General features: G+C 41.6%; 17 protein-coding genes and 1 tRNA gene. 5 read left to right on the forward strand and 13 right to left on the reverse strand.

The window, feature by feature from the left end:
- Positions 1-20 precede the first annotated feature (20 nt).
- The 5 genes from ACTJJH_RS06780 to ACTJJH_RS06800 all read left to right on the forward strand — a co-directional run bounded on the left by ACTJJH_RS06780 (position 21) and on the right by ACTJJH_RS06800 (position 5,470).
- A tRNA-Met gene (locus ACTJJH_RS06780) sits at positions 21-97 on the forward strand.
- 215 nt (positions 98-312) lie between these two features.
- Complete coding sequence (rimP, locus tag ACTJJH_RS06785) at positions 313-837, forward strand: ribosome maturation factor RimP (protein ID WP_002114922.1); 525 nt, start codon at positions 313-315, stop codon at positions 835-837.
- Positions 838-874: 37 nt separating this feature from the next.
- On the forward strand, positions 875-2,359 hold the full coding sequence (gene nusA, locus ACTJJH_RS06790; RefSeq protein WP_002115134.1) for a transcription termination factor NusA: 1,485 nt from the start codon (positions 875-877) through the stop codon (positions 2,357-2,359).
- A 10-nt stretch (positions 2,360-2,369) separates the two neighbouring features.
- Complete coding sequence (gene infB / locus ACTJJH_RS06795; protein ID WP_002114697.1) at positions 2,370-5,069, forward strand: translation initiation factor IF-2; 2,700 nt, start codon at positions 2,370-2,372, stop codon at positions 5,067-5,069.
- Positions 5,069-5,470, forward strand: a complete 402-nt coding sequence (locus ACTJJH_RS06800; protein ID WP_002114836.1) for a ribosome-binding factor A — start codon at positions 5,069-5,071, stop codon at positions 5,468-5,470. The genes infB and ACTJJH_RS06800 overlap by 1 nt, the downstream gene beginning before the upstream one ends.
- Before the next feature lie 56 nt (positions 5,471-5,526).
- Here the strand turns inward: ACTJJH_RS06800 and ACTJJH_RS06805 are convergent, their stop codons facing one another.
- The 13 genes from ACTJJH_RS06805 to ACTJJH_RS06865 all read right to left on the reverse strand — a co-directional run bounded on the left by ACTJJH_RS06805 (position 5,527) and on the right by ACTJJH_RS06865 (position 20,089).
- The gene (locus ACTJJH_RS06805; RefSeq protein WP_005065884.1) at positions 5,527-5,931 is read right to left on the reverse strand and encodes a Na+/H+ antiporter subunit G; all 405 of its coding nucleotides are present in this window, start codon (positions 5,929-5,931) and stop codon (positions 5,527-5,529) included.
- 10 nt (positions 5,932-5,941) lie between these two features.
- Positions 5,942-6,217, reverse strand: a complete 276-nt coding sequence (locus tag ACTJJH_RS06810) for a monovalent cation/H+ antiporter subunit F (RefSeq protein WP_005065886.1) — start codon at positions 6,215-6,217, stop codon at positions 5,942-5,944.
- The gene (locus ACTJJH_RS06815) at positions 6,214-6,741 is read right to left on the reverse strand and encodes a Na+/H+ antiporter subunit E (protein WP_304594970.1); all 528 of its coding nucleotides are present in this window, start codon (positions 6,739-6,741) and stop codon (positions 6,214-6,216) included. Before ACTJJH_RS06815 ends, ACTJJH_RS06810 begins: the two co-directional genes overlap by 4 nt.
- Before the next feature lie 2 nt (positions 6,742-6,743).
- On the reverse strand, positions 6,744-8,555 hold the full coding sequence (locus tag ACTJJH_RS06820; RefSeq protein ID WP_440600915.1) for a monovalent cation/H+ antiporter subunit D: 1,812 nt from the start codon (positions 8,553-8,555) through the stop codon (positions 6,744-6,746).
- Positions 8,555-8,923: a Na+/H+ antiporter subunit C gene (locus ACTJJH_RS06825; RefSeq protein ID WP_002115033.1), complete on the reverse strand. Its 369-nt coding sequence runs from the start codon at positions 8,921-8,923 to the stop codon at positions 8,555-8,557. The genes ACTJJH_RS06820 and ACTJJH_RS06825 overlap by 1 nt, the downstream gene beginning before the upstream one ends.
- Positions 8,920-11,769, reverse strand: a complete 2,850-nt coding sequence (locus tag ACTJJH_RS06830; protein WP_440600916.1) for a monovalent cation/H+ antiporter subunit A — start codon at positions 11,767-11,769, stop codon at positions 8,920-8,922. The genes ACTJJH_RS06825 and ACTJJH_RS06830 overlap by 4 nt, the downstream gene beginning before the upstream one ends.
- Before the next feature lie 294 nt (positions 11,770-12,063).
- On the reverse strand, positions 12,064-13,455 hold the full coding sequence (locus ACTJJH_RS06835) for an AAA family ATPase (RefSeq protein ID WP_346525338.1): 1,392 nt from the start codon (positions 13,453-13,455) through the stop codon (positions 12,064-12,066).
- 23 nt (positions 13,456-13,478) lie between these two features.
- Positions 13,479-14,981: a UvrD-helicase domain-containing protein gene (locus ACTJJH_RS06840; RefSeq protein ID WP_440600917.1), complete on the reverse strand. Its 1,503-nt coding sequence runs from the start codon at positions 14,979-14,981 to the stop codon at positions 13,479-13,481.
- A gap of 9 nt (positions 14,982-14,990) precedes the next feature.
- Positions 14,991-15,764 (reverse strand): bifunctional phosphoribosyl-AMP cyclohydrolase/phosphoribosyl-ATP diphosphatase HisIE, encoded by a 774-nt coding sequence (gene hisIE / locus ACTJJH_RS06845; RefSeq protein ID WP_075383401.1) that lies wholly within the window; start codon positions 15,762-15,764, stop codon positions 14,991-14,993.
- A gap of 174 nt (positions 15,765-15,938) precedes the next feature.
- Entirely contained in the window at positions 15,939-16,325 is a 387-nt protein-coding gene (locus tag ACTJJH_RS06850; RefSeq protein ID WP_032038041.1) for a VOC family protein, read from the reverse strand.
- Positions 16,326-16,350: 25 nt separating this feature from the next.
- A complete protein-coding gene (locus ACTJJH_RS06855) occupies positions 16,351-17,664 on the reverse strand; it encodes an FAD-dependent oxidoreductase (RefSeq protein ID WP_440600918.1) in 1,314 nt (437 codons plus the stop codon).
- Positions 17,665-17,788: 124 nt separating this feature from the next.
- The gene (locus ACTJJH_RS06860; protein ID WP_262520304.1) at positions 17,789-19,408 is read right to left on the reverse strand and encodes an ABC1 kinase family protein; all 1,620 of its coding nucleotides are present in this window, start codon (positions 19,406-19,408) and stop codon (positions 17,789-17,791) included.
- A 12-nt stretch (positions 19,409-19,420) separates the two neighbouring features.
- The gene (locus ACTJJH_RS06865; RefSeq protein ID WP_032005102.1) at positions 19,421-20,089 is read right to left on the reverse strand and encodes a ubiquinone biosynthesis accessory factor UbiJ; all 669 of its coding nucleotides are present in this window, start codon (positions 20,087-20,089) and stop codon (positions 19,421-19,423) included.
- Between the last annotated feature and the right edge of the window lie 4 nt (positions 20,090-20,093).

Below are 20,093 nucleotides of genomic sequence, written 5' to 3' on the forward strand. Positions count from 1 at the left end.
ATATAATTTTTGCACGTTGATGCGGGATGGAGCAGTCTGGTAGCTCGTCGGGCTCATAACCCGAAGGTCGTTGGTTCAAATCCAGCTCCCGCTACCAAGTTTCTTAAAAGAGGCTCACAGACAGGTGGGCCTTTTTGCACAGTGGACTATTGTTTTCTGTGCTAAATAGGGGCGATTAACGCCCTTTTTTATTGGTTATCGTATCGCTATCGTGTAGTGTCGACATCAATTGGTCAAATAGTCATGCTTCACTATAGTAGGTCTGTGTCGGTTAAAACAACCGATTGAATCGCACGAGAATGACGAGAGTAAATGAAATTATCAAATAAATCCCAAGCATTGCATGACTTAATTGTTCCTGCAGTGGAAGCATGTGGTGTCGACCTTTGGGGGATCGAGTTTCTCCCACAAGGTAAACGTTCATTATTGCGTATTTATATCGATAAAGCGGTAAGTGAAGATGCTGAGCCTGTAATTAATGAAGATGGTGAAGTAGAACTAGGCCGTGGTATTGGTGTACAAGATTGTGTGCGTGTAACACAACAAGTTGGCGCAATGTTGGATGTTCATGATCCAATTTCAGGTGAGTATTCATTAGAAGTTTCTTCACCGGGTTGGGATCGTCCATTTTTTCAACTAGAACAGTTACAAGGCTACATCGGACAACAAATTGCTTTGCGTTTAATTGCAGCAGTAGAAAACCGTCGTAAATTTCAAGCAAAACTTATCGCAGTAGACCTTGAAAATGAAGAAATTCAGGTTGAAGTTGATGGGAAGCATGTGCTTGTGATCGACAGCAACAATATCGATAAAGCAAACTTGATCTATCAAGATTAAATTTATTTAAATTTTATAAGAAATCGGTAGGTGACTTATGGGCCGCGAAATTCTTACCGTTGTTGAAACGGTTAGTAATGAAAAAGGTGTTAGTCGTGAAGCGATCTTCGAAGCTTTGGAACAAGCTCTAGTTGCTGCAACGAAGAAAAGATTTTACGAAGGTACGCATGCTGAAGAAGCTCAGCTTCGTGTAGAAATTGATCGTAAAACTGGTGATTACCGTACGTTCCGTCAATGGACTGTTGTGGCAGATGAAGATCATGAAATGCCAGCTTGCCAAGATGCAATTTCTGACGTTGATCCAGCTAAATGGTCAATTGGTGACGTGCGTGAACTCGAAGTAGAGTCTATTGAGTTTGGTCGTATTGCTGCACAAATTGCAAAACAAGTTATTGTACAAAAAATTCGTGAAGCTGAGCGTGCTTTAGTTGCTGATGCATACGAGTCTAAAGTTGGTGAGTTAATTTACGGTGAAGTGAAAAAACAAACCAAAGATGGCTTCATTATCGACTTAGGCGACAATGCAGAAGCTTATCTTGCACGCGAAGAGATGATTCCAAAAGAAATTCTTCGTCCAAAACAACGTGTAAACGCTATTTTATATAATGTTAACCGTGAAGGTCGTGGCGCTCAGTTGTTGTTATCACGCGCTAAGCCTGAAATGTTAATTGCTTTAATGAAAAAAGAAATTCCTGAAATTTCTGAAGAAATTATTGAAATTAAAGCAGCGGCACGTCAACCGGGCGTTCGTGCTAAAATTGCAGTGAAAACAAATGATCACCGTATTGACCCTGTAGGTGCATGTATTGGTATGCGTGGTACGCGTATTCAAGCTGTACAACAAGAGTTAAATGGTGAACGTATTGATGTAGTGGTCTGGTCTGATGATCCGGCTCAATACATTGCTAGTGCATTAGAACCAGCTGATGTTTCAGGCATCGTGCTTGATGAAGATGCAAGAAGTGCCGACATTATTTTTGCAACCAGCGATCAATTAGCTCGTGCGATTGGCTCTCAAGGTCAAAATGTTCGTTTAGCTTCTGATTTAACTGGCTACAAACTCGACATGATGCTTGAAGAAGAGTATCGTGCTCGTCAGCAAAATGAAGCTCAGCAATATCTTGATATGTTTGTATCACGTCTCGATATTGAAGAAGATTTAGCAATGGCATTGGTGGAAATGGGCTTCACTTCTTTAGAAGAGATTGCTTATGTTCCTGCTGAGACTTTTGACGAAATTGAGCTTGATGCTGAATTGGTTGAGTTGTTGCAAAGTCGTGCAAAAGAAGCAGCCCTTACTGATGCTTTGAAACAGCAAGAAAATATTCAAGAACCGAGCGCAGACCTTCTCACTATGGAAGGCATGACTTCTGAGATCGCTTACTCGCTTGCCGCTCGCGGTATTATTACTGTCGACGATTTGGCAGATCAAGCTACTGACGATATCTCTGATATTGAAGGACTTGGTCATGAAAAAGCAGGTCAATTGATCATGAAAGCTCGCGAATCATGGTTTAACTAGGAGATGAAATATGACGGACAAGTCGATTAAAGAGTTAGCTCTCAGTGTAGGACGTCCTGTTGAGAAGCTCCTAGAACAGGCTCGTGAAGCAGGTTTGCCTCAACGTACAGCAGACGACATTATTACCACTGAACAACAGGATACTTTGGTCAATCACTTGAAAAAAGTTCATGGTCAGGAAAGTGGTAACACAGGAAAAATTGCGTTGAAACGTAAAACAACCAGTACCGCTAAAGTTGCAAGTACTTCAGGTAAAGCAAAAACGATTAACGTAGAAGTACGTAAAAAGCAGGTTTTTGCTAAACCAAACCCTGAACAAATTGCAGCTGAAGCAAAAGCACGTGCAGAAGCTGAAGCAAAAGCACGTGTAGAACAGCAAACGCGTGAAACTGCCGAGCAAAAAGCGCGTCTTCAAACAGAGCAAAAAGCTAAAGCAACTTTAGATGCGATGCGTGCTGCTCATCAACAAGATAGTGCTGCACAGACAGCTCCAAAAGCTGCTGTTGTAGTGAAAAAGCGTGGTGGTGGTACAGTTAAACCTGCACCAAAACCAGCTGAAACTCCAGAACAGAAAAGAGCTCGTGAAGAGCAGTCAGCTCAGTTAAAAGCAACTGAAGAAGCTGCACGTCGTAAAGCAGCTGAAGAAGCTCAGCAACGTACACTTGAACAAATGCGCAAAATGGCGTCTAAGTATTCAAATGACGATGCTACTACGACAATTCGTGTGATTGATGATTCTCCACTTGCTTCAGGTCTAGTTGGCCAAGCTTATGAAGATTCATTTAAGCAAGAAGACCGTGAAATTAAACGCGGTGGCGCAACCACTAACCCACGTGCTGGGAAGAAAGGTGGTCGTCGTGGTCAAGAAGAGCAAAGCTTTGTTAACCATAACAAACGTGGTTTAAAATCAAGCCAAGCGAATAAGCATGGATTTGAAAAGCCAGTTAAAAAGCAAGTTTATGATGTAGAAATCGGTTCAAGCATTGTTGTTGCCGATCTTGCTCAAAAAATGGCGATTAAAGTACGTGAAGTTATCAAAACACTTATGAAAATGGGTGAATTGGTTAATCAAGATCAAGCTATTGATCAAGACACAGCGGCACTTGTTGTAGAAGAAATGGGCCACAACCCTGTTTTAGTTTCTGATACACAAGCGGAAGATAACTTGCTTGAAGCAGCTGAAGAAGCTCGTGGTGAGCAAACAACTCGTCCGCCAGTTGTTACCATTATGGGTCACGTTGACCATGGTAAAACATCATTGCTTGACCGTATCCGTCGTTCGAAAGTGGCGGCTGGAGAAGCAGGTGGTATTACCCAGCATATTGGTGCATATCACGTTGAAACAGACAAAGGAATTATTACATTCCTTGATACCCCGGGACATGCGGCATTTACTTCAATGCGTGCACGTGGCGCTAAAGCAACAGATATCGTTGTATTAGTTGTTGCTGCAGATGACGGTGTAATGCCACAAACTGCAGAAGCAATTGACCATGCTCGTGCAGCCGGTACTCCAATTATTGTTGCAATCAACAAAATGGATAAAGAATCTGCTGATCCAGACCGTGTGTTAAATGAATTAACAACGAAACAAATCGTTCCAGAAGAATGGGGTGGTGATGTTCCGATTGCTAAAGTTTCTGCACACAGCGGACAAGGTATTGATGAACTCCTTGATTTAATTCTTATTCAATCAGAATTGATGGAATTAAAAGCATCTGCTGAAGGTGCTGCGCAAGGTGTTGTTATTGAAGCACGTGTAGATAAAGGCCGTGGTGCAGTAACTTCGATTCTTGTTCAAAACGGTACATTAAACATTGGTGACCTTGTTCTTGCAGGTTCATCTTATGGTCGTGTCCGTGCAATGTCTGATGAAAACGGTAAGCCGATTAAATCAGCAGGACCTTCTATTCCAGTAGAAATTCTGGGTCTTCCAGATGCTCCAATGGCGGGTGATGAAGTTCTTGTTGTAAATGACGAGAAGAAAGCGCGTGAAGTTGCCGATGCTCGTGCTGACCGTGAGCGTCAAAAACGTATTGATCGTCAAAGTGCTATGCGCCTTGAAAATATCATGTCGTCAATGGGCAAAAAAGATGTTCCTACAGTGAACGTTGTTTTGAAAACAGACGTACGTGGTACTTTAGAAGCATTGAATGCTGCTCTACATGAATTATCTACTGACGAAGTAAAAGTTCGTGTAATTAGCTCAGGTGTTGGTGCGATTACTGAGTCTGATGTAATTCTTGCTGAATCTTCAGAAGCTGTATTATTAGGCTTTAACGTCCGTGCCGATACGACTGCTCGTCAACGAAGTGACCAAGACGGTATTGATATTCGTTACTATAGCATCATCTATGAATTAATTGATGACGTGAAAGATGCCATGAGCGGTAAACTTGCTCCTGAACATCGTGAAACAATCTTGGGTGTTGCGGAAGTACGTGAAGTATTCCACTCAAGTAAGTTTGGTGCAGCAGCAGGCTGTATGGTACTTGAAGGCACATTACATCGTAATAAACCGATTCGCGTATTACGTGATGATGTTGTAATTTTCCAAGGTGAGCTTGAATCTCTTCGTCGTTATAAAGACGTTGTTGATGAAGTTCGTGCCGGTATGGAATGTGGCCTTGCGGTGAAAGGTTATAAAGACATCAAACCACAAGATAAGATCGAAGTGTATGATGTTCAATTGATTAAACGGAGTCTTTAATGGCGGGTAGCCAACGCTTAAAGCGCATGGCGGATTCAGTACAACGTGAGTTGTCTGAGCTGATCCGTCAAGAGCTTAAAGATCCTCGCTTAGGTGGTCTAGTGACCATCTCTGCGGTGAAAGTCAGTGCGGATATGGGTTATGCTGAAGTTTATGTCACCGTTATGGGACGTGAACTCGGCGATGAGCAAAGTGAAGCAGCAAATAAAGAAACTTTAGATGTATTAAATAAAGCTTCTGGTTTCTTGCGTCATGAATTGAGCCGTCGCATTAAGACTCGTATTACGCCTCGCTTACGTTTCCATTACGATAAGACGAATGCATATGGTAACTATATGTTTGGTCTAATCGAAAAAGCGGTACAAGATTTGCCAGAACGTAAGTCAGATGACCAAGAGTAATTAAAACTCAAAATAAAAAAGCCACCTTCGGGTGGCTTTTTTATTGATTCAATTTCTTATTCTTTAGGAGGTTCCATTGGTGGTTTGTTTTGTGAAAAGCGTTGACCAATTTTGTAACGGTCCCAAGGTAGAGGACGTTCAATGGCTTCAGGTACTTCACCACTCAATGAGCGTAAACGTAAATGTAGCGCAGCTTGAGCAATCAAATTGGCTGAAACCGGTGCGGTAATGAAAGCTAAAAGGGTAATGAGTAGCTCAGCAAAACCGAATCGCCCTTGGAAAGCAAAAAAGATCATTGAAGCGATCAGAAAGCTTCCTAAGCCAAGCGTACTCGATTTAGTTGGCGCGTGTAAGCGCATGAATAAGTCGGGTAAACGGACCATACCGATTGAGCCAACTAACATGAAGAAGGCGCCAAAAACCAGAAAGACCGAAACAATAATTTCCATTGTAAATTGCATTGACCTCTCCTTAATCGATAACATGACCGGTTGTGAAGTAACGTGCTAAGGCGGCTGTAGATACGAAACCTAACATCGCAACCAATAGTGCTCCTTCAAATAGAGAGGTCGTCATCCAATAAATGCCTAACACAACAATGAGGCAAGTTGCATTGAGGAAAAGTGTATCGAGCGCTAAAAGGCGATCTACAATTGATGGACCCATAACCAGTCTAAAAAGGCAAAGTAGCATCGAGATTGTAACGGCAATCAAGCTAATACCTAGAGCATAGGGTAGGATTGTCATGCACTTGCCTCCGTTTTACTTTTCACATCAAAAATTTCCATAAGAGGAATTTCATAACGTTGTTTGATGTCTTGAATATCAGATTCGGTATTATCTGTGCTCAAAGCATGAACCAGAATATCCCCGCGTTCCTGATCGATGCCCGCAGAAACCGTACCTGGTGTTGTGGTAATGATCATTGCCAGTAAGGTGTTGACCTGCTCATGTTCTGTCTCTAAAGGTACGCGATACCATTTAGGATGTAATTTCTTAGTAGGTCCCAAAACAAGTTTTGCGACCTTAAAGTTAGAAATAATAATATCCCAAAGAACCACAAAACATAGTTTAACAGCAGGTTTCCAGTGAATATGCGGTGTGCGCGTAATAAACGGTTTGACTAAACGAGGGATGATTAAGCCCAAAAGCATCGCAGTCAAAAGATCACTCGCATCCAGACTATGCGCCAGCATCAACCAAAATAAAACGATGAGAACCGAAACAAATGGATGTGGAAACCAGCGTTCAAGCAAATGAGTTAACTGCATTGTTATGGCTCCATAGGTTTCAATTGACTTTCATCAACAATGGTAGGCGTTTGGAGTTTGTCCTGTTGCTGAATTTGTCGTTGTTTATATTCAGAAATATGTTCGCCATTGAACGTATCTTTCGAAATAATATCTGGAACAAGATAAGCATTATGATCTTCAACCTCACCGCCGTACTTGGTTTCTGGTAAGTAAGCTGGGTCATATGGTTGCACACTGATGACTTCACCGTTTTGATCTACTTTAAGAATAGAGTGTTGGTAAAGCGCATGGTCTTGGATCTGTTGTGCGGTGCTTAAGGTGTAATGCTGAATTGGTGAAGCAAAGACAACATAAGCAATTAAACCAGCCAATAATAGATAAATGACTTGATCGTTACGTGGTGGTGCACGTTCTGGCAAAGCACGATAAAGAATATAAGCTGGATGGATTGGATCTTCTTCTGGAGCAGATGCGCGCCAAAATAAGATAAAACCAACACGTGTGAGTGCAATAATACTTAATAGGCTCACAACAAGCACAACACCAATAATCCAGCCTTGATAGCTAGCTTCAACTGTCGCTTGTAAAATGAATACTTTTCCAAGAAAACCACTAAAAGGTGGTAATCCAGCCATCATCATCGCAATCAAGAAATAAGTCAGCATAGCTGCTTTTTCTTGTTTGATTCTTGGGGCAACTTTTAAATGATCTTTAAAATCTCCACGTTGTGAAGTGATCCATCCACAAAATAGATAAAAAGCTGCGCCGATCAATGTACTGTGCACTAAGTAATATAAAGCACCAGACCATGCCTGCGTATTAGACATGGCAATTGCTGTAAGCAAGGTGCCAATTGAAGAAAGGACCATAAAGCCCACAAAGCGACGTAAACGATCTGCTCCAATTGCGGCAATCACACCATAGAGTGAAGTAATTAAGCCAATAGGAAGTAACCAGCTTTTTAAGATTTCTTGACTAAGCGCATCGTCAAATACTGTTCCATTTACACGTAAAATAGAATAGATCCCGACTTTAGTCATGATAGTGAAAATTGCAGCTACAGGCGTACTTGCAACAGCATAGGTTTTTGGTAGCCAAAAACCGACAGGAAGCATTGCTGCTTTAATACCGAAAACGACAAAAAGAAGTAACGAACCAGCGACTGCTAATTTGTGTTGATCTGCTTCAAGTGTCGGTATAAGACGTGAGACATCCGCCATGTTGAGGCTACCCACACTGCCATAAATCATACCAAGCCCAATTAAGAAGAGGGCAGAGGCTAAAAGATTGATAATGACATAGTGAACGCCAAGCTGAAAACGAGGTTTGCCTTGTCCATGTAAGAGCAATACATACGAAGCCATCAACAGGATTTCAAAAAAGACGAAAAGGTTAAATAAGTCGCCTGTTAGAAATGCTCCACAGATTCCCATTAATAGGAAATGTACCATGGCATGGAAATAGCGACCACGCGTATCCCAGTTATCACTTGCATACCATAAAACTGGTACTGCTAATGCGTAAGTTAGTGCCAGCATAAAAGCTGAAAGGCGATCGAGTACAAGCACAATACCAAATGGCGCTGACCATTCACTTAATTGGTAAACAGTAATTTGACCCGTACTGGCGTAACTAAGATAAACAATAGCGGTAATTAATCCGGCAATTGCTGAGACAAGGCTAATGCCACGGCGCCATGGCTGACGCCAGTCATCTTTTAAAGCACCCGCCCCAGGGTTGCCTAACAGTAATAAGATAAAAGCAGTAAATGCTGGGATGAGAATGCTAAAAATAGGCGTGTGTTGTTGCCAAAAAGATAAAAAATCAAACATCACGGCTCATCCTCACGTGGGTCGTATGTTGGGGAAGCATCTTCTTTAGCATCAACATGATCACTACCTGATTCATAACGGCTACGTAGCGCAAGTTGTACAATAAACGCTGTAGTTGCAAAACCGATCACGATGGCGGTTAACACCAACGCTTGAGGAAGTGGATCGGTTATTTTTGTGGTTTCAGTTAAAATTGCTGGTGAGCTGATTTGTAATCGACCCATAGCAAATAAAAATAGGTTTACTGCATAACCGATTACAGCCAATCCGAGCACAACAGGGAAAGTACGAGCACGTAAAATCAGATAAATACCTGTGGCAACAAGTAAACCAATAGCAGAAGCCAGTAAGAATTCTAAACTGATCATGATGATTCCTCCCGATGTGGTACAGGACCGGACATACTCGAATGACGAGAGTCGCCTAATACAGAGATGAGCAACATTGTCGCGCCTACAACGGTGATATAAACACCCAAGTCAAAACTTGCAGCTGAAGCTAGATGTAGTTTTCCTAGAATTGGTAATTCAACATAGACATGAGCACTCGTGAGGAACGGACGTAACCAGAACCATGCTGCTATACCAGTCAGACCTGCAATCGTTAATCCTGTGCCAATCCAGACTTCGTAAAGGCGGCCAGACTTCGCTTTTAACAGCTGTTCTGCTTGATCTTGACCTAGTGCAATATATTGAATGATTAGCGCCATTGAGGTGATTAGACCTGCAATGAAGCCACCGCCTGGATAGTTATGTCCTCGCAAAAAGATATAAACACTGACGACAAGCGCTAGAGGTAGTACCCAAGAGGCCGTAATACGGAACATAAGCGGAGATGGATTGAAACGATAGGTGAGACCTTGCGTCATGGTGGTGCCGTGTACACGCATACCATCCATTAAACATAGTGCACCAATCGCAGCGATTCCTAATACCGTAATTTCACCGAAGGTATCGAAGCCACGGAAGTCAACTAAAATGACATTTACAATATTTGAGCCACCACCAAGTGGTAAAGACTGTTGGGCAAAGAACCAAGAAATTGAATTATGATCACGGGTTAAAATGAGCCACGTAATCCAGCCAATTCCTAAACCTCCAATAATTGCTAAGGCAGCATCTCTCAAACGTCTAGAACGACGAGATTCATACGGCGTGAGCTGTGGAAGTAAAGATAAGCTCATTAATAAAAGAACAGTCGTTACAACGTCTACTGTAATTTGAGTCAGCGCTAAATCTGGTGCTGACATGGTGACGAAGACCATCGTTACCACTAGACCAATTGCACCACTAATAAGTACTGCTTTAATGCGCTCATGGTGGAACCAGAGCATCATCCAACAGCCTGAGAACAACGTCAGCCAAAGAACTATAGCAATCCATGGAGCATGGGTGAGTTCACGTGTACCTGTGCTCAGCCCTTGATTGAGTAAAGGCAGAGTGACCATGATGATGCTAAAAGCAATGATCCAGAACAAATAACTTTGTAATGAACCATTTTCAGTTTTTTGTTTGATTTTTCGGCTTGTAAGCAGCAGATGTTTTAAAAATAAATCAAATAAGATGCGGCCTTGTAATCTGCCTAGACGTGGGTCAAGGTCAATTTTACGAATCATGCCGTCTTTTGCTAAGGCAAAGTAGAACAGCGTACCGCCCACTAAAGCAATAATACTCATCACAAGAGGAGCGTTGAATCCATGCCAAATTGCAAGGTGTGTACCCGCAAATTCTGGTTGCATTAAGCTTGCTCTAGTTACGCTATTGACCAGTGGTTCTACCAATAAGGAAGGCAGAACGCCGACCAAGATACAGAGCACAGCAAGAAGAATGGCTGGAGCACGCATCCCGATTGGTGGTTCATGTGCATCTTTATTTGGAACTTGTTTACCAATTGGACCGTCAAAGAAAACACCATGCACTAAGCGGATTGAATAACTTACTGCGAAGATACCAGCCAGAGTTGCAATGATGCTGGCAAAGATAACCGTTGAGCCTGAAAGATTTGCCAATAGCTCGGTAAAGAACATCTCTTTTGAAATAAAGCCATTGGTAAGTGGTACACCTGCCATAGAAGCAGCGGTGATCATGGTGAGTGTGGCAGTGAAAGGAAGTAATTGCCAAATACCACTGAGTTTTCGAAGATCACGTGTGCCGGTTTCATGATCAATAATCCCTGCAAGCATAAACAGCGCTGCTTTAAATGTTGCATGGTTAATAATATGGAAAATAGCAGCGGCAACTGCTAAAGGAGAACCGATACCGAGTAAACAAACAATAAGCCCTAAATGACTAATGGTTGAATAGGCTAACAGTCCTTTTAAATCTTCTTTGAAAATAGCAAAACACGCTGCCATACAGAGCGTAAATAGGCCGACAAACGTAACGATATTATGATAAATCGCAGCGCCTATAAAGATTGGAAGTAAGCGGGCAAGTAGAAAAATCCCGGCTTTTACCATGGTCGCAGAGTGCAGGTAAGCGGACACTGGTGTTGGTGCCGCCATTGCGTTAGGTAACCAAAAATGAAATGGAAACTGAGCACTCTTTGTAAATGCGCCAAGCAAAATAAGCAATAACATTGGAATAAAAAGAGCGTGGGCTTGGATCGCATCTTTCATGCCCATGATTTCGCTAATTTCATAGGTTCCAGTGATTTGCCCCAATAGAACAAATCCACCTAGCATTGCTAAACCGCCCATCCCTGTAATTGTGAGCGCCATCCGAGAGCCACGTTGAGCAGCTTCATAATGACTCCAATAACCCACTAACAAGAAAGATGAAATACTGGTGAGCTCCCAAAAGACTAATAAAATAATAAGATTATTAGAGAGCGAAATACCCAGCATTGCTGCCATAAACAGCATGAGTAACGTATAGAGTTTACTTAATGAATTTTTAGGGCCTAAATAATAATAGGCGTATATATAAATGAGTGTACCGATACCGGTAATAAGTAAAGAGAATAATAAACCAAGAGCATCGAGTCTGAAGCTCAGATTGATCCCTAATTGAGGTAGCCAATCCCAGCTTTGTTGAATGCTTGCACCACCAAGCACAGTTTTAGCTTGAGTCAGTAATAAACCAAAACTGGTTAAACTGACTCCAATTGCCCCTAAAGCCGTTACTCCACGCGAGAACCGTTGAAGCAATGAAACAAGGGTGGTGCCTAATATTAACGGTAATAAGATAATTATCGGTAGCACACTCGTATCCATATGTGATTTAGGCCGAAACCTAAAGGTGAAATTTTAATTTCAGAATAGATAGGAATTCAAAGAGAGTTCCAAAGCTTATTATTCCGAAAACCCAACCAAATTAGAAAATAAAGCGAGAAACAAGTTGTATTGCGCAACTTGAAGAATAAAAACGCAAAATGAAATTTATTGTACACTAAAAAAGCATTGAAAATCTGATGTTATTACATGTAGTAACAACATCTAGTTATTTTAGTGCCTAAAAAACCGTACTCCACCATATATTTTGTGAGTGTGGTTTTTTGATTATAAAACTCAAACCGAAGGGCTTTCTTCCGGTGCGTCTCCCGCATGAATCATCCTTAATAATTCATTTTTTTGTTGTTCAGTTAAACCCTGAATCTGCTGAAATAAAACCTCAATCTGTGCTGGTGTTGGCGTCGGATCTATTAAACTCAAAGGCTGTGCTTCTATAGATGGTGTTAAAGGTTCGCTTCTTTGAAGTAAGGTATAGATATGTTCAAGCTGTTGCTTGGTCGTATTAAGGTCAAGATGGCTAATTTTACCAGACTCTAATTTTAGACATTGATAGGTCGAGGCATGTTCAAGTAGCTCTTCACGACTTCCTGTTGCAATAATTTGTAGGCGTGGGAATGCTTGATGAAGCCGATTTAAGATTTCGGAGCAATGTGTTGAGTCGAGCTGTGCATCAATCTGGTCAATGAGTAAAACGCCATCTCCCTCAAGACAAGGGTTTAAGCTCAAAGGATTGAGTAAACAGAGTCGGCGGGCTATATCGCCTACTAAAGCAATCCAAGTTTTGGTTGTATTTGAAAGCTGCTGAAAAGGTAAGGTTTGATCTTCATAGTTGACCATGAGTTGCAGTCGAGGCTGATATTGTAGATATAGATCTTTAAGCTCAGGCAAAACTATATTCAATGCATTCTTAAGAGCATATAGATTGGGTGAAGTGAGCTGTTTAGGTTGCCCTGATAACTCTTTTTGAAGCTCATTTAATAATTCTGTTTGATCTTGTTGATCTGATTGTTTCGATCTAATCCGTTGTACTAGATATGCAGCTTGAGCATTCTCAATATCACTGATTTCTCGTAGCCATTCAAAAAAGCGTGTAAAAGTTGTAAACGGTAGTGGGCTAATATCATAGGCTGAAATGGCTTGAGTAATGCCAGGTAAATTTTTATTAAGCAGATTAATATCATTTACAAAGCGTTCGGCTGGGTAGTAAGCGATTAAGGGAAGCCCCTGTAATGGATCTTTTTTTATGACTTGTTGATAAAGAGCCATGGTTTGGTCAAGTTGCTGAGTTTCAACTTGGCTTACTCCAATCCCACTTGCATTTAAGGTTTTAAAAAGTTTCCAGCTACATAGTGAAGAGTCTACCTGCTGAGCAGAGGTACTTTCTGGCAGATGACCAATTTCAGAAGGAATTTGAATAGTCACTTCAATTTTTGATTGTAGACGCGACTGAGTAATGTCTTGATCAGGCATGACAATACCGGGACTACGCAAATCTTTAAGGCGAGCAGGGAGCCAAGTTAAAGCATGGTAAGTATGTTTGAGTAACATACTTTTACCAGTTGCCTGTTCACCTAAAATTAAGGTGATTGGCTGTTTTTCATAGTGAAAGTGTATTTTAAGGTCGTGAAACAGAGCAATATGTTTAAATTGGACAGATTCAAGTTTCATAGGCTCACCTAAATATGAGCGCTTCAACCAACCGACTGACGAAGACTTAAAGGCGCCCTTAGTTTTAATTGTTGTATCAGATCATAAAGATGATGGATATTTAGACTTACTTTAGCACGAGTACAGGCAACGTACAGTAGTCTTAACTCTTCATCAGTAATCTTGTGTTCTAACCCATTAATTTTAAATTGATAGTCATCTTCAATATGAACACGGTTCCATTCTAAGCCTTTCGCTTTATGGGCTGTAGAGATGACATAGTCAGCTTGCTCAAGTGGTGTAATCTTTGCAAGCGCTTTTTTTAGTGGGTCAGTGCCGTGATCATCCACCAATTTAACCAATGGTTTAATATCACTGCCTTCATTGGTTTCACAGTATTCATGGACATCATGCCATGAATTGAACCATGCTAATTCAGGAACATCAGTAACCCGTTTTCCTTGCTTTAAGAGGCTTGCAGCATCTACAAAACGGTTTAGTTTTTGATGATCAGCTTGCAAACTCACTTTATCGCCGTGAACTAAACCTGCCAGTAAAAGTTCCATGGCCCGAGCATTGGTACGGCATAAAATCGCATCACGCATTTTGGTATGCGGCTTATTAACTACACTTGATTTCTGGTTTGGATTACCAAGCAGAGGAACAGTTTCATTTAATCCGCCCAGCAATGCATTGGCAACGTCGGCAATCGTTTCACCAAAACGGAAAGAAGTGGTGAGGCGAGACTCTGGCAACGGTAATTGCTGCATGGCATTAATTGCTCCACGCCACGCATAGATTTGCTGATGTGCATCGCCTACATAGATGACCTGCGTACTTTTTTGGCGAAGTAAAATACCCAGCATTAAAGGATCAGCATCTTGTGCTTCATCAAATAAGACATAATCGGCTGGGATGTTCGGTTCAGACAAAGCCCAAAGTTTGAGGTAAATATCGTGACCAATTCCTGCTTGATGATTTAGGTCGATCGACTCTAACCAGCGGCGTTCAACAGCAGAGTAAAGATGAGTTTGTAGCTCGGTAATATCGTCTGGATGTAACCAGTTGGGTGCCTGAATATGTCGAGGAGCAGGGTATTGCGAGCTGGTCGAGCAAAAATAGCTGACAGCATTGGCGACAAGGCTCGCTAGGCGACTTGGCATCAAGACGTATTTTTCATAACGTCCACCCATCATGCGCCGTAAGGTAATCGGTTCTAGTCGATATTCTTTTGCGATAAAGCTTGGACTTAAGCGAGGTAAGCGTAATTTATCAGTCACACCTCGTGGCACACTGCGAAACGCGAGTGAGTGAAAAGTCCGGCAGTCTACATTACGATGAAATTTGTTTTGTGCTTCACCAGCAATGGCTTTGTTAAAAGCCAAATACATACCGCGCCGTTCAGGCATGGCATCACTAATCATTTGTAACGTAGTAGTTTTACCTGTACCCGCATAGGCAATCACTTTAAATGATTGCCCAAGACGTCCGTTATCTATGGCAATAGCTTGCTCATAGGTGGCTTTAGGTTTTTCGATATTCGACACTGAGTGATTTTAAACCTTGTTGCGGTTAGCTTTTTCAACTAAACCAGATAAACCCTGACGACGAGCTAATTCGTCAATAATAAGTTGTGGATTAAGATCGAAATAACCCAACATGACAATGCTATGGAACCACAAATCGGCAGTTTCATAAATCAAGTCATTTAAATTGCTTTCTGTATTTTGAGCAGCGTAGTCTTTCGCAGCAATAATAGTTTCTACGCTTTCTTCGCCGACTTTTTCCAGGATTTTATTGATGCCTTTTTTGTAGAGGCTTGCAACATATGACGTATCCGCTTCAGCTTGCTTACGCTCTTGCATCAATTGCCCTAAGTGAGCAAGTACATCAACTTGTTCAATTGTGTGAGCATGATCGTGGCTTTCAGTTTTGGCTTTGTCACCATAAATTGCAGTAGGGTCTTTTAATTGTGCATCGACAATTTCCCAGCCCTGTGGGGTAAGTTTACGGTAGAAACAAGACTCACGACCTGTGTGGCATGCAATACCGCCGTGTTGCTCAACTTGTAATATGATTACATCGCCGTCGCAGTCTAAACGAATTTCATAAACTGTTTGGAAATGACCTGATTCTTCACCCTTGTGCCAAAGTTTTTGGCGAGAGCGAGAGAAATACACCGCCTGATTTTTTTCTGCTGTAAGTGCAAGTGATTCACGGTTCATCCACGCCACCATCAAAATACGTCCGGTTTGATGATGTTGAGCAATGGCAGGGATAAGACCTTGTTCGTTAAATTTTACTTCATCGAGCCATTGCGTGTTATTCATGAGGAATCACCAAAGAAATATGAACTATAAATTGATTTCAATCTGATGCTAAAAAATAGCTTGTATAGTGTACGGCATCAACGTCGCTTTGCGGAAAAATTCTTTGTCCTTTTTGTCTTTGCTAGCGTAATGAATAGCTTGTAACACTTACCAATCTGTATCCTATTCAAATGACTAAGGCGTGAGGATATTTGAAATCTCAATCAAATTTTGGTCTGGATCGCGAATATAAACTGAAAGAATAGGATGCATTGCACCAGTACGTTCAATCGGACCTTCTTCAATTTGAATATTTAACTGATTAAGATGCGCAACCACTTCTGAAATGGGAGTGTCTGAAATAAAACACAAGTCGGCAGATCCGGGAGTCGGCTGTAATGCCTTCGGTTCAAACTCGTTGCCTTGCTGGTGTAAATTTATCTTTTGATTTCCAAACTTTAGAGCCTTCCTATCATCTTTAAACGTGATGATTTCAAACCCCAATACGGTTTGATAGAAATGACAGGTAGATTCAATATTTGAGACAGTTAAAACAAGATGATCAAGATGGCTGATTTTCATGTGTTATCACTATTATTTGGTGGGGTTAATAGTCAGACAGAGATTCGCTTTTTAAATTAAAAACACTGTTTTCTTTAGGTAATTGAGCTACCTGATCATAGTCAAGTTGCTGGAATGGACCAATCTTTAAGCCTGAAATCGTAATTGCCATTTCTTTTCGAAAATAAGGGATTTGATACATCCACTGAAAAACTAAATCTCTTAAACCTCCAGCCCACCAATGATCAGATTGATAAAGTGGTGTTAATAAGCGACTAAGAAATTGATAAAACTGGGTGGATGAACGGCGAAGCTGGTGGTAGTGCTGCCAGAGCAAGGACCAGTCAATATTCTGGTTCTTTTGAGCATGTTGCAATGATTGAGAGAAAGCCCAAGCATCCAATAATGCCATATTTGCACCTTGACCTAACTGTGGACTCATTGCATGAGCTGCATCGCCAATGACCCCAATTCGACCTTGACCAAATTGAGTCATAACGACATCACGGTAGTTTGCAGATAACCATTTGGGCTGAGTTTGACTGTTATACAAAATTTCTTTCAGCCATTCTGCAACTTTGGGCCAACGCTCAGAGACTTGCTTTAACCAAGCTTGTTTAGCCTGCTCATCTTGTAAAAAGCTTTGTAGTTGTGGTGTAGGTAAACTCCAAAAAACACTTGAAAGGCGTTGTTGAGGTTCTGTTGGAATGGCTCCTGTAGGAAGAATTCCCATCATAATTTTCGAGCGATCATAAAATTGATGCAAAATTTCAGAATCGAGAACTTGGCATTCAGGCACAATACTCCACGCCGCACCCCAAGGGTAGGCTTGGTCAACCTTTACCCATGCTTTGGGACGTAATTGGCTACGAGCACCATTGGCAATAAGTAAAGCATCAAAGCAAGCATCAAAATTTTGATTTTGATGACTTCCGAATAGCTGAACTTCATTGTTATGTTCTTCGAAGCTTTCAACAGAGTGGTTCATACGCCAAGTAATTTGGCTTGAATATTCACTAAGCTTTTGAGTGAGCACATGACATAAAGTAGCTCGGTGTATACCTAGGCCATAAAGATTTGCTGATGCTTCGTGATAGTGACTGTTAACTAAAAGACGCTTGTCTGGAAGTTGTCCTTCTAGACCTGTGACTCTTGCACCTAATGTTAAAGCTTTGTCGAGCACACCTAAGTGTTCAAATACAGCTAAGCCCGCAGGTTGTAGTAATAAACCGGCACCTACTGGAGATAACTCATCAACTTGTTCAAAAATAGTAACGTTATTGCCTTGGTTGGCGAGTAAAATCGCTGTGGCTAAACCTGCTGTACCAGCACCGATAATGGCAAAATGAGGTGTTTTCATTGTTTGTTCTTTTGAAGCATTTATGGGTTCAATTTAGCAATGAACGAATAGCTGATCTATAAATTTTTTAAAATATTAAATTTTTATCATAAAAAATCCCTTGCACTGGCAAGGGATTTTGAACTTATTTCAATACACGCCAAAGCGCTAGTAAACTACTCAGCACAATTAGAATAATCGAAACAAACCAAGGGCTAATAATTGCAATAGTCAGCAAAATCAGCATGGTACTACCGAACATCCAACTGCGGCGTTGTTGGTGTTCCATTTGCAAACGAAGTTGCTGAATTTCGCGTAACTGACGGTCTTGCCAAGCCGACTGATTTTTTAAACCATTTAAGCTATCAATAATTAAGCTTGGGAAATCTTGAGCGCCTAAAAGCAGGTCAGGTAATTGCTGGCCAAGCTCTTTTACATTTTTGACTGGGTTCATGTTGGATTTGACCCATTCCGTCAAAATTGGTTTTGCCAATTTCCAGATGTCGAGCTGCGGATAAAGATCAGTACCTAAGCCTTCTACATGCACTAAAGTTTTGAGTAGCAGCATGAGCTGTGGTGGTATCTCAAGATGGAAGCGTCGAGCAATATCCATGACTTGAATTAAGATACCCGCAAAATCAAGTTGATCCATTGGTTTAGACACCATTGGCCCAACAGTGCGGCGCATTTCACGTGCTAAAGCATCTTGGTCAGTACCCGGTGGAATCCAGCCAGCTTGATGCACAATTTGAATAAGCTGCATAAAGTTGCTGTTCATGACAGCAAGCAACATGCGGGCAACCGTCATCTGGTCGTGTTTAGATAGCTCACCCATAATCGCACAGTCCAGTGCAATAAAGCGTGGATTGCTTGGATTAATGGTTTCTACAAAGACATTACCGGGATGCATGTCTGCATGGAAAAAGTTATCGCGGAAGACTTGCGTAAAGAAAATGGTTAAACCTTTTTCTGCAAGTTGTGCGCGGTCCATACCTAGACGGTCAAAGGTTGCCGTGTCTGAAATAGGCACACCAGTAATGCGCTCAGCCACCATGACATCTTTGGTGTCCATGTAGACTTCTGGCACATACATCATGGTTGAGCCAGTAAAGTAATGGCGCATACGGCGGGTGTTATCTGCCTCAATACTCAAGTCCAGTTCATTTAAAATGATCTGGCGATAGTCTTGAATAATTTCGGTGAGATGCAACGCACGGGCAGCTTCAAGGCGGCTTTCTAGCGTATTGCCTAACCATGCCAAAATTTCAAAATCTTGTAAGATTTGATTGCGAATGTCAGGGCGAGTGACTTTAACAACGACTTCGCGACCATCATGCAATGCAGCAGTATGCACTTGGGCAATTGATGCGGCAGCTAATGGCTGGTCATCAAAGCGAGCAAATAATGTATTAACGTCAGCTTTTAACGAATCTTGAATACGTTGTTTAGCAACATCTCCATCAAAAGGTTTTACTTGATCTTGAAGTAAAACCAGCTGAGCGAGCACCTCAGGTGGAATCAAGTCACGACGAGTAGACAGTAATTGACCGAGCTTGATTGCAAGTGGTCCCATATCTTCTAAAGCTTCTTTGAGCTTTAAAGGATTTTTACGTTCACGACTCGACCATGCAGCAGGGTGCATTTTAATAATATTTAATGCATGCTGAGCTTTAACTGGTAATTCATCCGCAGGGAACAACGTATCGAGTCTATAGTGCGCTGCAATACGCCAAAGTTCGAGTAAACGTGAAACGTGCGGAATCATATACAGTCTTACCTAGTCTTGAGAGGGTTGTAGTTGTGCATTGAGTTGCTGCAATCTTGCTTCAAGACGGTCAATGTCTTGATTAAGCTTGCGCGTTGCTTGAGTTAAGTCGTCCATTTCCCAGCGAGGGGCAAATAGGCCGCTATCTTCTTTTAATGCGTCTTCAGCAAAAAACAGATGGCTTTGCACGGAGCGTTTTAAATGTTTTGGTGCAAGTTGAATCTTGCCAATTTCATGAGCGAGTTGAGGACCCACCCATCTTGATAAATGCGCAGCTAAATCTGGTTCAGCTTGCTGCATAATCTTTTGAATATCCTGTAGGAGGTGGTAATCACCTTGCAATGGGATATTGCCAATCTGGTCTGGATCGCTGACCAATAATTTAATCAGTTCAATGACATCTTTAACATGCAAAGTTGCAGTTGCTTCAGAAATTCTGAATTGCGCATCAAAAGGGCGTTGTTCAAAAATAGAAGGTTTTTCACTGTGCCCTGTTGCAGTAGGTTCAAGACGTACTTTTTCTTGGTCAAAGAATACATCGACAGAAAGCTGCGGGCTATCAATCACAACACGCAACATTTTGCCCTGTAACTGATTAAGCTGAATACGAGTAACCGCATCCAGATCGATCAGATGATGAATGATACGTTCGACTGCACCGAGTGCCAGAATCGACCACATATCG

It is taken from the genome of Acinetobacter sp. 22301 (assembly GCF_052045285.1).
GTDB lineage: Bacteria > Pseudomonadota > Gammaproteobacteria > Pseudomonadales > Moraxellaceae > Acinetobacter > Acinetobacter pittii.

Bases quoted from the DNA above. Each gene is read 5' to 3' on its own strand.
- ACTJJH_RS06810 (WP_005065886.1), bottom strand. From the start codon at position 6,217: ATGACAATCCTACCCTATGCTCTAGGTATTAGCTTGATTGCCGTTACA.
- nusA (WP_002115134.1), top strand. From the start codon at position 875: ATGGGCCGCGAAATTCTTACCGTTGTTGAAACGGTTAGTAATGAAAAA.
- hisIE (WP_075383401.1), bottom strand. From the start codon at position 15,764: ATGAATAACACGCAATGGCTCGATGAAGTAAAATTTAACGAACAAGGT.
- ACTJJH_RS06850 (WP_032038041.1), bottom strand. From the start codon at position 16,325: ATGAAAATCAGCCATCTTGATCATCTTGTTTTAACTGTCTCAAATATT.
- ACTJJH_RS06830 (WP_440600916.1), bottom strand. From the start codon at position 11,769: ATGGATACGAGTGTGCTACCGATAATTATCTTATTACCGTTAATATTA.
- ACTJJH_RS06835 (WP_346525338.1), bottom strand. From the start codon at position 13,455: ATGAAACTTGAATCTGTCCAATTTAAACATATTGCTCTGTTTCACGAC.
- ACTJJH_RS06815 (WP_304594970.1), bottom strand. From the start codon at position 6,741: ATGCAGTTAACTCATTTGCTTGAACGCTGGTTTCCACATCCATTTGTT.
- ACTJJH_RS06825 (WP_002115033.1), bottom strand. From the start codon at position 8,923: ATGATCAGTTTAGAATTCTTACTGGCTTCTGCTATTGGTTTACTTGTT.
- ACTJJH_RS06800 (WP_002114836.1), top strand. From the start codon at position 5,069: ATGGCGGGTAGCCAACGCTTAAAGCGCATGGCGGATTCAGTACAACGT.
- infB (WP_002114697.1), top strand. From the start codon at position 2,370: ATGACGGACAAGTCGATTAAAGAGTTAGCTCTCAGTGTAGGACGTCCT.
- ACTJJH_RS06860 (WP_262520304.1), bottom strand. From the start codon at position 19,408: ATGATTCCGCACGTTTCACGTTTACTCGAACTTTGGCGTATTGCAGCG.
- ACTJJH_RS06820 (WP_440600915.1), bottom strand. From the start codon at position 8,555: ATGTTTGATTTTTTATCTTTTTGGCAACAACACACGCCTATTTTTAGC.
- ACTJJH_RS06855 (WP_440600918.1), bottom strand. From the start codon at position 17,664: ATGAAAACACCTCATTTTGCCATTATCGGTGCTGGTACAGCAGGTTTA.
- rimP (WP_002114922.1), top strand. From the start codon at position 313: ATGAAATTATCAAATAAATCCCAAGCATTGCATGACTTAATTGTTCCT.
- ACTJJH_RS06805 (WP_005065884.1), bottom strand. From the start codon at position 5,931: ATGCAATTTACAATGGAAATTATTGTTTCGGTCTTTCTGGTTTTTGGC.
- ACTJJH_RS06865 (WP_032005102.1), bottom strand. From the start codon at position 20,089: ATGTGGTCGATTCTGGCACTCGGTGCAGTCGAACGTATCATTCATCAT.